Here is a 14,045-nt window from a genome sequence, read left to right as displayed (position 1 = left end):
TCACTACTCAGCTATCGTTGTGAAGATCGATGACACTTTTGTCCGCCATCTCACTCTGGGATTTGGCCCCATCGTTACGCAACAGTTCCAGCTGCTCCAGATAGGTGTCACTCACATCCCCGGTGACATAGTCACCATTGAATACCGACGTATCAAATCGATCGATATCGGTTTTGCCTTTCTTCATCACCGCATCGATCAGATCCTGTAGATCCTGATAGATCATGCGATCAGCCCCAATGAGCCCCTCCACCTCCTCAATGGTACGGTTGTGTGCTACCAGTTCACTTGCAGAGGGCATATCGATGCCATACACATTGGGGTAGATCACCGGTGGTGCGGCAGAGGCAAAATAGACCTTTTTGGCCCCGGCGTCCCTTGCCATCTGCACAATCTGTTGAGATGTGGTGCCACGCACCACGGAATCATCCACCAGCAGAACATTCTTGCCTTTGAATTCCAGATCGATGGCATTAAGTTTCTGTCTGACCGACTTTTTACGCACAGTCTGCCCAGGCATGATAAAGGTACGGCCGATATAGCGGTTTTTGATGAAACCCTCCGTATAGCGCACCTTCAACTCATTGGCCAGGGTCAATGCGGCCGTTCGGCTGGTATCCGGAATTGGTATCACCACATCCACATCGTGATCCGGCCACTCCCTGAGTATTTTCTTGGCCAGTTTTTTGCCCATTCTGGAACGGGCTTTGTGTACAAACACATTGTCGATTATGGAATCGGGACGGGCAAAGTAGACGAACTCAAAGATGCAGGGGGATTTCACCGTATTGGCAGCGCACTGCTGGGCGTAGAACTGCCCCCCCTTGCTGATGAAGATCGCTTCGCCCGGTTCCAGATCCCGTACCCGTTCGAAACCCAAGGCATCCAGGGCAACACTTTCAGAAGCGATCATGTACTCCGTACCCTGATCCGTTTCCCGCTTGCCATAGACAATCGGACGTATTGCGTAGGGATCGCGAAAGCCGATCAAGCCGACACCGGGAATCATCGCAACCGCTGCATATCCACCCCGACAGCGGCGATGCACTCCGGCAACCGCTTTGAAAATGTCTTCAGGCGCAATCCGCAGTTTATTCTGCATCTGCAGTTCATGAGCGAAGATGTTGAGCAGGATCTCGGAATCTGACGAGGTATTGATATGACGCAGATCCTCGACGAACAGATCCCTTGTCAACTCCTTGGCATTGGTGAGATTGCCGTTGTGTGCCAGGGTAATCCCATAGGGTGAATTGACGTAGAAGGGCTGAGCTTCTGCTGAGGAGGCACATCCGGCGGTGGGGTATCGGGCATGCCCAAGTCCCATATTGCCTTTCAGCCGCAGCATATGACGGGTATGAAACACATCACGGGCCAATCCGTTTGCCTTGCGCAAATAGAGCTTGCCCTTATGGCAGGTCACGATACCTGCAGCATCCTGACCTCTATGTTGTAGCACCAATAATGCATCATAAAGGGATTGATTGACCGGTGTCTTACCGACAATACCCACGATACCGCACATATTCAGTTCTCCAGGGTCTGCATGGGAGCCAGCGATGGCCGGGACAGTTTATTGAGTCCTTGGCCTGCGCAAATTCCCAAACTATTCATTTCGACCAATCCCTGTCACTCAATAGTGGAAGTTATCAGCAATGTCGCTGGGCAGAAAGCCTTTCAACCAGAGCGCCATATCCTGAAAATAGGGAATCAGGCGGGATTCACTCCACCATGGATCATTCGGAAACGGTGTCAGACCGGCCAACAGGACCAGAATTGCCACCATGACCGCACCACGGGCCACTCCGAAAAAAATACCGATCATCCGATCTGTGCCACTCAACCCGGTTGAGGCGACCAGCACCTTCATGAAGTGGTTGATAATCGCACCGAGGATCAGAATACCGATCAGAATAAGCCCAAAAGCCACACCAAGCCGTATCGAGGGCACATCGATCCAGGGAGTCAGTTCCACGGCGAGAGGACGAAAGAATAGCCAGGCGATTGTGAATGCGGCGATCCAGGTGGCGAGAGACAACGCCTCCTGCACAAAACCTCTGATTAGGCTGATGATAGCCGAGAGTGCAATGATGGCGATAATCAGAATGTCGATCCAGAGCATACCGCTACCCCGTCGGGCAATCGAGAGATGACCTTGGGAGGCCAGCATAACCCTGAAAAAGATAGCCCGGAATGAATCCGGGCCAATCTTAATCAAATTTGGTGGAGCCAGGCGGGATCGAACCGCCGACCTCAACACTGCCAGTGTTGCGCTCTCCCAGCTGAGCTATGGCCCCGGAAAGCCGGGCATATTAGGGGATTATCTCCCGCTTGTCCACTGATTTTTTTCACATCTTCAGCGGATATTTCAATGCAAATCCCTGTCAATCAACCGACAAGGGTTTCTGCCGCTTCTCAAGCTGTGATCAACCTTAGTACGGGGCAAAATCTCTCTACCAACCCTATCTCGCTCAGAACCTGCCTGAAACCATAACTGTGAGCAATCTGGTCAGGCGATTATTTACCGCCGCCTTTTTCAATTTTTGCCCAGGAATCCCGCAGGGTGATCACCCGATTGAAGACCATCGGCTGGCGACCCGCTTCAACACTGTCGAGTATGAAATAGCCTTCCCGCTCAAACTGATAGGCCTGTTCGACCTCTGCATCGACCAGTGCAGGCTCGAAATAGCACTCTGTCAGGGTGCGCAATGAATCGGGATTCAGGTTATCGGTAAAGCGACCACCCTCTTCAACCTTATCGGCATTCGCCTGCTTGAAGAGTCGGTCATAGAGTCGAACCTCACCCTTCACGCCATGTTTGGCAGAGACCCAGTGTATAACCCCGCGAACCTTACGCCCTTCGGGATTTTTCCCAAGAGTATCAGGGTCATAGCTACAGCGAATCTCAACAATGTCACCCTGATTGTTTTTCACCACCTCTTCGCATTTGATCACATAGGCATTTCTCAATCGCACCTCGCCGCCGGTTACCAGACGCTTGAACTTCTTGTTCGCCTGTTCACGGAAATCGGCCTGATCGATGATGATCTCCCGACTGAAGGGGATCTGACGAACCCCCATCGACTCATCCTTGGGATGGTTGGCGGCTTCCAGCATCTCCTGCTGATCGTCCGGATAGTTCTCGATCACCAGTTTCAGTGGATGCATCACGGCCATACGCCTGGGCGCTCGGGCATCCAGATCCTCACGGATGCAGGTCTCCAGCATGCCAATCTCGACCAGACCGTCGGATTTGGTGATGCCAATGCGTCGACAGAACTCGCGGATCGAGGCCGCGCTGTACCCCCGGCGCTTCATCCCGGCGATTGTCGGCATGCGTGGGTCATCCCAGCCCTCCACAAAGCCCTCGTCCACCAGCTGAGTCAGCTTACGCTTACTCAATACCGTGTATTCAAGATTGAGTCGTGAGAACTCGATCTGCTGGGGATGAGATGGGATGGTGATGTTATCCAGGACCCAGTCATAAAGGGGACGATGATCCTCAAACTCCAGGGTACAAAGGGAGTGGGTAATCCCCTCGAGGGCATCTGAAACCGGATGGGTGTAGTCATACATGGGATAGATACACCAGGCTTCGCCTGTCTGGTGATGAATCACCCCGTGGCGGATCCGGTAAAGGGTCGGATCCCGCATATTCATATTCGGCGAAGCCATGTCGATCTTGGCCCGGAGCACCCGCTCTCCATCAGCAAAATCACCGGCTTTCATACGCGCAAACAGATCCAGGTTCTCCTCCACGGAGCGACTGCGATAGGGACTCTCCTGGCCTGGTTCCTTCAGTGTTCCCCGGTAGGCACGCATCTGCTCCCCGTCCAGATCACAGACATAGGCCTTGCCAGCTTTGATCAGCTCCACCGCGAAATCGTAGAGTTGTTGAAAATAGTCTGAGGCATAGAAGAGACGCTCCTGCCAGTCGTATCCCAGCCAGCGGACATCCTGCTGAATGCTTTCGACAAACTCCATATTCTCCTTGTGCGGATTGGTATCATCGAAGCGCAGATTGCAAAGCCCCTCGTAATCCCTGGCAATGCCGAAATTAAGCACAATCGACTTGGCATGACCGATGTGCAGATAACCGTTGGGCTCCGGTGGAAAACGGGTGTGTACCCGACCATCGTGCTTGCCCTGCTCGATATCCTGGTCGATGATCTGTCGAATGAAGTTCGTCGGTGTGTTGTCGCTCTGATCCAATTCGCTCATTACTCTGGCTTCTTGAAAGTGTTTTCTCTTCAAAATTCAGCTTTGGTGGCGCCTTTGCCTAGCCTGCAGCCGCTTCACGCTGGGTAATATAGTCGAGAGCTTTATCGATGCGTCTCAGACAGGCCTCTTGGCCAACCAGGTAGAGGGTTGTGTCGATGCCTGGCGATGCTGCCCGGCCTACCACCGCCACCCTGAGTGGCTGGGCAACCTTCCCCATCTTCAGTTCCAGCGCCTCTGAGACCTGCTCCACGATCCCATGCAGGGCCTCTTCCTGCCAATCTTCCAATTCGGACAGGGCATCGCGCATCCGTTGCAGAGGCTCTCTGGCCACACCTCTCAGATGTTTCTTGGCGGCCTTCTCTTCGAACTCATCGTAATCCTGATAGCAGAAGGCACTCATTTCCGCCATCTCTACCAGGGTCCGTGCCCGCTCCTGGTGCGCCTCTGCGACCTTTGTCAGGTCAGGACCCTGAGCGGGATCGATGCCCAGATCCCCCATATGGGGACTCAGCAGATGGGCGATGCGCTTCGCATCATCCTGCTTGATGTAGTGCTGATTCAACCACAGCAACTTATCGGTATTGAAACTGGATGCCGCCTTGTTGACCCCATCGATATCAAACAACTCTATCATCTCATCGATGGAAAAGATCTCCTGATCCCCATGGGACCACCCAAGGCGCACCAGATAGTTGAGCAGTGCCTCAGGCAGGTAGCCATCCTCCCGATACTGCATCACGCTGACCGCGCCATGACGTTTCGAGAGCCGTGCGCCATCATCCCCCAATATCATCGGTACATGCCCATATTTCGGAGGCTCAGCGTTGAGCGCCTTGAGGATATTGATCTGTCTGGGGGTATTGTTCAGGTGGTCGTCACCGCGGATCACATGGCTGATCTGCATATCGAGATCATCCACCACCACCGTCAGATTGTAGGTAGGGGAACCGTCGGTACGACGGATGATGAGATCGTCCAGCTCCTCATTGTTGAAACTGACCCGACCGCGGATCAGGTCATCGACCAGCACCACACCACTATCCGGATTGCGAAAGCGGATTACGTGGGGCTCATCGGGACTGACATCATGGTTGCGGCAATGGCCATCGTATCTGGGCTTCTCTTTACGATTCATCGCCGCTTCCCGCAGGTCATCAAGCCGCTCACGGCTGCAGTTACAGCGATAGGCCAGCCCCTTCGACAGCAGCTCTTCAATCACCTCATGATAGCGATCGAACCGTTTGGTCTGATAAAAAGGGCCTTCGTCATACTCCAGCCCCAGCCAGGTCATCCCTTCCAGAATGGCATTCACCGACTCAGCGGTGGAACGCTCAAGGTCCGTGTCCTCGATACGCAGGACGAATTTCCCCCCATGCTTACGCGCATAGAGCCAGGAAAACAGTGCGGTGCGGGCACCGCCCACATGAAGATAGCCGGTTGGGCTGGGGGCAAATCGAGTACGAACAGTCATGATCCGGTGAATTCATCCAGTTGCAGCAAATCGGAAATTCTAACAGACCAGGAGTGAATCGTAAGCTTAATCAGTGGAGAATGCTGATTTTGTATAATTTTTGGACAATTGACGTAAAGTGGCTGTAGATCTAGAATGCGTTTCCACTTCGGGCGCATAGCTCAGCTGGGAGAGCGCTGCAGTCACATTGCAGAGGTCACAGGTTCGATCCCTGTTGTGCCCACCAACTATTTCCAAGGTGAATTCAGCCTGTCTCACCGATACAACATCAGGCCAGTCGTGTGTTTTTCTGTAGACGCCTTCAATAGTCGGCTGCCATTTCTTTCAAAATCTCAGCCGCACTCCAACGTACCCTTTCATCAGTATCATTCAGCTGGTTCTCAAGGTAGTGTATTGATGCTGTGTTACCAATTTCACCCAGTGCTGCCACGACGTTAATTCGAATCTCCGCACTGCTGTCAGACAACAGTGGTGCCAACAGATAAATACCTTGTTCATTTTCAACATCTGCGATGGCCCATACAGCCGTTATTCTCACCTGATTGTCAGAATCATAGAGTGCAGGCTCGAGATAGCCAATCTCAGTATCGTGACCCAGCATCGCGAGTGACTCAACAGCGGCCACTCTGATGCGCGGGTCAGGATCATATAGGGCTTGCATAAGATCTGTGATGGCATCATGAATCTTATATTCGCCAATTGCATAAACTGAAGCGAGACGCCGGATTGGATCACTATGGCTTAATAAGTATTTTAACTCATCAATCGTATGATCATCAGGTCTCTTTTCTTCTTCCAGTATCTCTATCGATTCATAATCAACGCCAACCATTTTTTCTGTAGGATACCGGCTGATGATAGTCGATGAGTCAGATGCTTTAGTAGTGGAACCAGTTTGCAAATGAGTTATTTCTGATAAAACAGTTTTCTCTACAGTGGTCAAAATAATATCTTGTTCTGTAGTCTGATCAGATCCAACTTCGACTTTGTTATCCTGAGAATTGTACAACCAAGAAGCAGCACCAAGTGAAAACAATATCAGCAACAGAGTTTGAGTTACATTCATTGTGGTTTGGCTCACCTAGTAACACCCTCCCTGACGGGAGGGGTTCGGATTAATAATAACTATTCAACAATAAAGCAGCTTTCAACAGCGGATTTATTCCCACTCTCCGCCCTGACAAGAATCTCAAACTTATATTCACCCTCCTCTGACAGTGTGAAGAAATTCATATCGGATACGGTCCACTGTGTCAGATCACCTGGAATGATACTGGTTGATTTGTAGTCGGTATCATCGATCTCGATAACAACCTCGTAGTAACGCACCTCAACATTACCACCCTTTCCCAGCCAGGCATGTGAATCAACTACAGGAGCCCAGGCCAGGGTTACAGGCGCAGTCACAACAGGTAACAGATCTGCGTCACAATCCTCAGCCGCGGGCACTCCATTGATGGTTACATTATTAGGTGCAGCGGGAATGACATGAGACAGAAAGACCTCGTTTTCTCGTTCCTCCCCATCCAGAGTGATACCCTCTATCTCATAGATACCTTCCGGGAATCTTTTAAAGAAATCCGTAGGGTCCAACTCATCAAATGTCGGTTCAGCACTCTCGAAAAAGAGCTCTGTGATTCCCTGTCGTTTGAGGCGTCCATTAGCCCGTACCGACATCATGCGACGATCGTATGGATCCTCAATTTGAAGGCGTTTCCACTCATCACCGTCAACCTTGCCGTGAATACCCAAATCACCGTCGGTGTCGTTTAACTCGAAAAAAAGCTCTGCTTCATCAAATGGTACATCATCACCGGCAATAGTGTGAGTTGACGCTAGAATAATGCCTGCAGTAACAAGATATAGGGGTAGTGTTACTTGCTTCATCTGATATTCTCCTCTGTTGTTAATTGATATTTTCATGCTCCATGCATAAGATATTTTCTACTCTCGGTCTGAAGTTAGGCTGATGGAAAACTGAAATTTGACTGAATTTAATTATCTTTCGTGTCGATACTGTCAAAACCTTTTGTTAGGAAGCCGTATATGAAAATTACCCCCCTGCTTTTCATTGGACTTGTATTTTTTACCAGCCACGCTTTGGCAATCAGTAAAAGCGATGTAAGAAAGATCGTCGAGGCAGCCTATCCTGGTGCGAGAATTACTGAAGTTGAAAAAGAGACCTATAAGGGAAAGAGGATCTATGAAGTCGACTTTGTACACGATGGCAAAAGACTTGAAGCCATCATTGAGCTCGACGGTACGATACTCAAGGTCGATATCGATGATTGAAAAGGTATTGACCCGGTAACCAAGCATGCCTGGTCAAACAGAGAGAGCAATAGCTGCCCAAACCGCTGATCAATGTGTTGATCAGCAGCATTTTTTGTTTTTATAAAAGATTGTTTTTGTTATGCTCTATCTATACGAATAACACCCTCATACAATAATAATCAAATAGCTGGCGATCCAATACCAGCTAGAGACACAGGCCTGCCAGCCACATAGTTCCTGGAGAGTTTAATTCATCTATCTGAAGATAACCTGAGGAATGAGCATTGCGGCGACTACTTCCGTACACGATTTTTACCTGCCTTTTTCATCTATCATCAGCGTCGGCCGAAAATGGTGGCCAGCTTTACAGTGACATTGAAATTGGCATTGAATTCAACGTATTAGATGGATTAAGTCTCGGCGCAGACAACCTGAACAATAAACTTGTAGAGCAGGATAGGGAAATCGAGTTCGACTTGGAATACCGCCATGATGATCAGCTCAGTCTATTTTTCACTGGCGCGTTGATGGATGAAAGCGAAATCATAAAAAGCGCAGACATTAAAACCAACCACTCAGGGTTGGAGTTCAGAGAGCTCGGCATTGCCTACTTGTTCGGTGATGTCATTGATTCTGAATTAAAACTTGGTCGTGTTGAATATGAGAGTATCAGCCACTGGTGGTCCTGGTGGGATGACGAACTGGATATCATCAGTCTCCAGATGTGGTATGAAGACCTCGAGGCATTTGTTGCCATAGCTGAACAGCAGGCGGTGGAGTCCACAGATGAAGATTTTATCGATCCTGAAATGGATGAGATTCAACGGCTTGTGCTGAGTATGAGTTGGGAAATCTTGGATGGACAGATTCTGAACTTTTATTACCTCAAACAGAGTGATAACTCTTCGGCATATCACATCGGCGACACTGAGGAGTATTCAAGAATCGATGAAGAGGATGCAGACCTGACCTGGAAGGGACTCAGTTATGTTGCAGATATCGAACTTCAGTTGATTGGAGAGATTGATTTGGAACTGCACTACTCTGAGATACAGGGCAGATCGACACTCTATGAGTTAGAGGAACTCTCTGCAGATGTTGTCGAAGTCAGCGAAAAGATGCATGAGGATGTTGATGCATCTGCCAGCGGCTACTTGCTGCGCTGGACGCCCTACCTATATGACCAGTTATCTTTGATAATCGCCGGCGCCAGAGGGTCTGGTGATGCAAATCTGGATGACCGGGATAACAGATCATACCGCCAGACAGGACTGCAAGGTGACTCTGAATCCTATGGTGAACTGTTTCAGCCGGAATTATCCAACCTTAAAGTCGACATGATCGGCCTACAATGGCGGTTTGCTGAGGATATGTCAGTAGAATTGATGCGCTTTGACTACAGGCAGGAGGTGTTGTCCGATGAGATACGCAATGCCAGTATTGAAGTGGAGCCTTCCGGAAACAGTCGAAATCTGGGTACCGAGCTGGATCTTATCCTTAGCGTAGAGCATGAAGAGACCCTAGAGCTGTTTTTCACTTACGCCAAATTCAAGCCTGGCAGAGCATTTGCTGATTACCCTGAAAAAAATCTTGATTATGTCGGTATCGACTTTGTCTATAAATTTCACTAGTTACTGTTATTTAGTTTATGCCTCAGGTGCTGCAACTTACCAGTGAGCCGTTATTCCACTACCAGCGGTACTCCAGAGATCGTAATCATAAAAATACTCTGGTTATCAAGATCCAGACTGATATCAAGTTTCAGAATTCTGGCCAATGCATAGACCAATGTCAGCCCCAGGCCAGAATGACTGGTTTCACCTTGTGATTTATTCTTACGCCAGAAACGATCTTTCATGTGTACGATATCCTCTGGCCTCAAGTCTGTCGCCCTATTCTTGACCTTGATAACCAAGTTCTCACTCTGAATTTCCACGCTCAATTCGATCTCCGCCTCTTCTGGACTGTAGCTGATCGCATTGACAAAAATATTACTCAGTATCATCGAAAATTTTTCACGATCTGTGGAGATGATCAGACACTCAGGAATATGTTTCACCAGTTTCTTGCCAAAACCATAATCATTAATCGCCATCTGCCAAACTGAGTCACAAATGTCTGACAGTTTGATCTCTTCGGGATCACTCTGTAATAGGCCAGCGTCCGATCTTGCCAATTCGAGCATTGTGATGACAACCTTCTCCATCTGGTTGGATATATCCCCCACATCCTTGAAGAACTTGATGAGTTGCTGCCTGTCATCCGGCATCATCTGCGCAACTTCTGAAAGGCTTCTCAGTTCAGAAAGTGGAGTACGTAACTCATGAGCAACATTGGATGAAAAGCGCTTCTCCCGCTCAAAGGCAGATTGCAGTCTCTGCAGAAGATGATTCAACTGGTCTACAATTGGTGTAATCTCAAGACTTTGATTACCTGGTTGACGCAGTCGCGCACTCAAGCTCGATTCATCGATTTCACTCACCTGCCTGGCCAATGTCGAAAGTGGCAATAGCCCTCTACCCACCAGATGCCAGACCAGCAGTGCAGTTGCCAGAAGCACGATAACGACAATACTGAAAATGGTCACTCCAATAGCGAATAGTGTATCGTCAAGTTTTTTTCGCTCTCGGGCATAGACCAAAGAGATCGGTTTTGGCTCTGGAATTACAACGATTTCCTCCTCATCATCCATCTCGACACGAGGCATAAAATTGATCTCTATCAGACGGCCTGCACGGCCGTCCGGCAGAGTAAGATCAGCAAAATGGTGTTTTCCCAGGGCAATTCCTGTCAATAGCAGATCTGAGTCCATAAGCGACGGGGATTTAATCAATAAATCACGGCCAAGTTCCCAAAGCTGATAGTAGTGTGCATGTTCCCCCAGTTCGAACTCACTCATCACACCATCTTCGGAAAAATCGAATTCCAGACCCTCTTCATCAAGCTCGGTCAGGGAAATCAACGCATTGGCTTTATCATACAAGGCACTGTCATAAACCTTGATCACATGCTGTGAGATACGAAAATAGAGAAATACCGCGGTGAGCGTCAAAATCAACACCAAGGTACCGATAATTGTAAGATTTAGCCTGCTGCGGATCGATTTCACGGGAATCTATTCAACCAAATAACCGAAACCGCGTCTTGTTTTCACAAGCCCTGGCGCACCGGATGCCTTCAGACGCTTTCTTAACGAACTGATATGGGCTTCAACCGCATTTCGCGTTACGTAGCTGGCGGCATCGTATAGCTGATCAATGAGTTGATCATGAGAAAATACCCGCCCTCTCCTGTGGGCAAGATAGTCGAGTAATTTAAACTCATGCGGCGTAAGATTGACCACCCTTTCATTGAATCTTACCAGGCGCGACACTGTATCTATTTTGACACCAGATATATCAAGTACAGGATTCTTTATGCCGGAGTGTCGCCTGTTCAGTGCGCGAAGACGGGAAACCAGTTCATCGAATGAAAAAGGCTTTACCATATAGTCATCCGCACCAAGATCCAGGCCGCGTATCCGATCTTCCGTTTGGTCATTCGCTGACAGGATCAGCACCTGATTGTTTTTGCCCTCATTACGCATGGTTGAAAGCACATTCAAACCATCGATCTTAGGCAACACTAAATCGAGTATGATCGTGTCATATTGATTATGTCTTATGTATGTCAGCGCCTGTTCACCATCAAATGCCTGATCCACAGAAAATCCATGCCTTTTGAGGCCGGCAGATAGTGAACGCTGCAGACGTACGGAATCTTCTACCAATAGTATTTTCACAATCGTGATCTTGGGTCAGATTTATAACACAAGCTGCTTTTGACTCTGAATACTCAGATAGGCAAGCACCCTGTATCTGAGTCTAGCGTAACAAACTGATATTTTGCTGAATATTGCGGAGAATCGATGAAATGGCCAGATGGCCAGAATGGAATCCGGCTCAGTTCCGAGCTGAGTCCATTCTCATTACATCACGACAGTTCTCAGTACAGTAACAGAGAAGTTGCTGTATGAGCCACAGACCAGACGATTTACTTCATCTGTTTCCAAAGCGATGACTGAGATTGCAACTGGGCCAAGAAGGGCAAATCCAGACCAGTAAGATCAACCTTTATGCATGAACTGCCCCACCAGATGACTGAGCTGTTCAATGGTACCCAGGGTCTCACGGGTCTTTTCATCAACCTGTTTTGCATCAACCGCAGTGCTGTCGGCCACCTGACTGATGTTAAGTACATTTTTATTCATCTCTTCAGCCACAGTGCTCTGCTCTTCCGAGGCGGTTTCAATCTGTGTATTCATCTCGGTGATCGTATCGATTGCACCAGAGATCGCTTCCAGGGCCTCCCCCGCCTTGGCAGCCAGATCGACACTCGATTCCGCTTTCTCACGATTTTTGTCCATCGCGCCAACCGCCTCTTTACTGCCATTCTGCAGCAGCTCAATCATCTCCTCGATCTCTCTGGCAGATTCCGTGGTGCGACTCGCCAGGGTTCGGACCTCATCGGCCACAACAGCAAATCCACGACCGTTCTCACCGGCCCTCGCCGCCTCGATGGCTGCATTCAGGGCAAGCAGATTGGTCTGTTCCGCAATTCCCTTGATCACTTCCAGAATCTTGGCGATCTCTTCACTGTGGGTGGAGAGTTTCTGGATCACCTCTGAGGTATGCTGAATATCTACCGCCAGGACATTGATCGCTTTGATCGTCTTTTCCACAACCTGCTTGCCACTACCTGCCTGTTTCTGGCCGATACGGGTTGAGTCGGCCGCCGCCGAGGCATTCGCGGCGATCTCCTGTACCGTGGCAGCCATCTCGGTCATGGCGGTCGCAACCTGAGTCAGCTCATTCTGTTGAGTATCCATCCCCTGACGGGTCTGTTGTGAGGTTTGCACATTGATATCGGCCACTGTATGCATTTTCTGGGTGGCATCGGTCATCCGCCCGACAATCGCATTGATCTGCGATTCATACATCTTCAATGCCAGCTCCACCTGTGCGGTCTCATCATCTGATCCGGTATAGATATGTCGCATAACCGGTTGATCAACAACCTCCTGGGTTCGTTGCACCAGTTTCCTGAAACCTCCAAGCAAAGACCAGTTGATTGCAATCGAGAGCAATGCAGTAACCAGCAGCCCAAGTGGACTGAAGGCGTTCAAGCCCGGCACCAACATGGTCAACAGCACCGGAATCAGTGCCAACAGATTTCCAACAATCAGTTTGTTGGTCAAAGAGAGGCGGGAGAGCAAACCCTGTTTGAAGGCTTTTCCATCGAGCAGCGCTTTGTAGATCGGTTTGGCGCGGTCCACCCAATCGGATTTTGCCCGGTAGCGCACCGACTGATACTCCACCACGGCACCATCTTTGAGAATCGGCATAACGAAGGCATCGATCCAGTAATGATCCCCGTTCTTACATCGGTTCTTGACAATTCCCATCCACGGTTTACCCGCTTTGATCTTTGTCCACAGCTCCTCAAAGGCGGCGGGCGGCATGTCCGGATGCCGGATGATGTTGTGATTCTTACCAATCAGCTCATCACTCTGAAATCCACTGATATCAACAAAATCCTGGTTGATATAGGTGATACTGCCCTTGAGGTCCGTGGTCGATAAAATAATTTGATCATTGCGGACATCAACATTTCGATCGGTGACTGGAGTATTGATTTTCATGGCGTGCCAATTCTTGATGTTATGGTTTGGAGTCCAATTTACTATTTAAGGAACCTCTGAATAAGTCTGGACCGAACAGATTGTCGATCAAAATGTGCCGATTCAAGGCTCAGATCGCACGTAATAGCCCGCTATTGCGAAAATCTGCAACGCAGAAGCGGTGCATTTTGGCGACAAGATGTCGCTTCAGACTTATTCAGAGATTCCTTAAAACTGTACTCTTAAACATAGCGGCAAAAATTACCGATCCTTGATCTGGGATGGCTGGTGAAAACAGCAGATTATGTAGGCTTTTTTTAACAAATAGGGTGTTCAAAAAATCACCCGGCGTCTGCGGACACAGGGTCCCACAAAACGGATGATTAAAGCACCGTCATGCTCAGGCATCCAGGATGAACGACA

General features: G+C 49.1%; 11 protein-coding genes and 2 tRNA genes. 3 read left to right on the top strand and 10 right to left on the bottom strand.

Annotated features, from left to right (window positions below; all coding sequences use genetic code 11):
* Positions 1-7: 7 nt before the first annotated feature.
* From purF to gltX, 5 genes are all read right to left on the bottom strand, one after another.
* Positions 8-1,522, bottom strand: coding sequence for an amidophosphoribosyltransferase (gene purF, locus A3193_RS05540; protein WP_069005181.1), 1,515 nt, complete (start codon positions 1,520-1,522; stop codon positions 8-10).
* A 108-nt stretch (positions 1,523-1,630) separates the two neighbouring features.
* Positions 1,631-2,167, bottom strand: coding sequence for a CvpA family protein (locus tag A3193_RS05535; RefSeq protein ID WP_305782004.1), 537 nt, complete (start codon positions 2,165-2,167; stop codon positions 1,631-1,633).
* 51 nt (positions 2,168-2,218) lie between these two features.
* Positions 2,219-2,294: transfer RNA gene (locus A3193_RS05530), tRNA-Ala, on the bottom strand.
* 220 nt (positions 2,295-2,514) lie between these two features.
* Positions 2,515-4,218: a glutamine--tRNA ligase/YqeY domain fusion protein gene (locus tag A3193_RS05525; protein ID WP_069005180.1), complete on the bottom strand. Its 1,704-nt coding sequence runs from the start codon at positions 4,216-4,218 to the stop codon at positions 2,515-2,517.
* A gap of 58 nt (positions 4,219-4,276) precedes the next feature.
* A complete protein-coding gene (gene gltX, locus A3193_RS05520) occupies positions 4,277-5,689 on the bottom strand; it encodes a glutamate--tRNA ligase (protein ID WP_069014275.1) in 1,413 nt (470 codons plus the stop codon).
* Positions 5,690-5,839: 150 nt separating this feature from the next.
* Between gltX and A3193_RS05515 the strand changes: the two genes are divergently transcribed.
* Positions 5,840-5,915, top strand: a tRNA-Val gene (locus A3193_RS05515).
* A gap of 75 nt (positions 5,916-5,990) precedes the next feature.
* On the opposite strand, the gene A3193_RS05510 is transcribed toward A3193_RS05515, so the two are convergent.
* The gene (locus tag A3193_RS05510; RefSeq protein ID WP_141694765.1) at positions 5,991-6,770 is read right to left on the bottom strand and encodes a HEAT repeat domain-containing protein; all 780 of its coding nucleotides are present in this window, start codon (positions 6,768-6,770) and stop codon (positions 5,991-5,993) included.
* Positions 6,771-6,814: 44 nt separating this feature from the next.
* Positions 6,815-7,576 carry a hypothetical protein gene (locus tag A3193_RS05505; protein ID WP_069014273.1) on the bottom strand — a complete coding sequence of 254 codons (762 nt, stop codon included), beginning with the start codon at positions 7,574-7,576 and terminating at the stop codon, positions 6,815-6,817.
* Positions 7,577-7,735: 159 nt separating this feature from the next.
* On the opposite strand from A3193_RS05505, the gene A3193_RS05500 reads away from it, so the two are divergent.
* Positions 7,736-7,981 (top strand): PepSY domain-containing protein, encoded by a 246-nt coding sequence (locus tag A3193_RS05500; protein ID WP_069014272.1) that lies wholly within the window; start codon positions 7,736-7,738, stop codon positions 7,979-7,981.
* 509 nt (positions 7,982-8,490) lie between these two features.
* A complete protein-coding gene (locus tag A3193_RS05495) occupies positions 8,491-9,594 on the top strand; it encodes an alginate export family protein (RefSeq protein WP_235614905.1) in 1,104 nt (367 codons plus the stop codon).
* A gap of 50 nt (positions 9,595-9,644) precedes the next feature.
* Here A3193_RS05495 and A3193_RS05490 read toward each other — a convergent pair whose 3' ends face one another.
* The 3 genes from A3193_RS05490 to A3193_RS05480 form a co-directional block, all read right to left on the bottom strand.
* The gene (locus A3193_RS05490; protein WP_141694764.1) at positions 9,645-11,024 is read right to left on the bottom strand and encodes an ATP-binding protein; all 1,380 of its coding nucleotides are present in this window, start codon (positions 11,022-11,024) and stop codon (positions 9,645-9,647) included.
* A gap of 54 nt (positions 11,025-11,078) precedes the next feature.
* The gene (locus A3193_RS05485) at positions 11,079-11,744 is read right to left on the bottom strand and encodes a response regulator transcription factor (protein WP_069005173.1); all 666 of its coding nucleotides are present in this window, start codon (positions 11,742-11,744) and stop codon (positions 11,079-11,081) included.
* Between the two features lie 324 nt (positions 11,745-12,068).
* Positions 12,069-13,643 (bottom strand): methyl-accepting chemotaxis protein, encoded by a 1,575-nt coding sequence (locus A3193_RS05480; protein WP_069014269.1) that lies wholly within the window; start codon positions 13,641-13,643, stop codon positions 12,069-12,071.
* Positions 13,644-14,045: the final 402 nt, after the last annotated feature.

Source organism: Candidatus Thiodiazotropha endoloripes (genome assembly GCF_001708965.1).
In the GTDB taxonomy this organism is placed as follows: Bacteria; Pseudomonadota; Gammaproteobacteria; order Chromatiales; family Chromatiaceae; genus Thiodiazotropha; species Thiodiazotropha endoloripes.
This window is presented reverse-complemented; position numbering and strand designations above follow the sequence as displayed.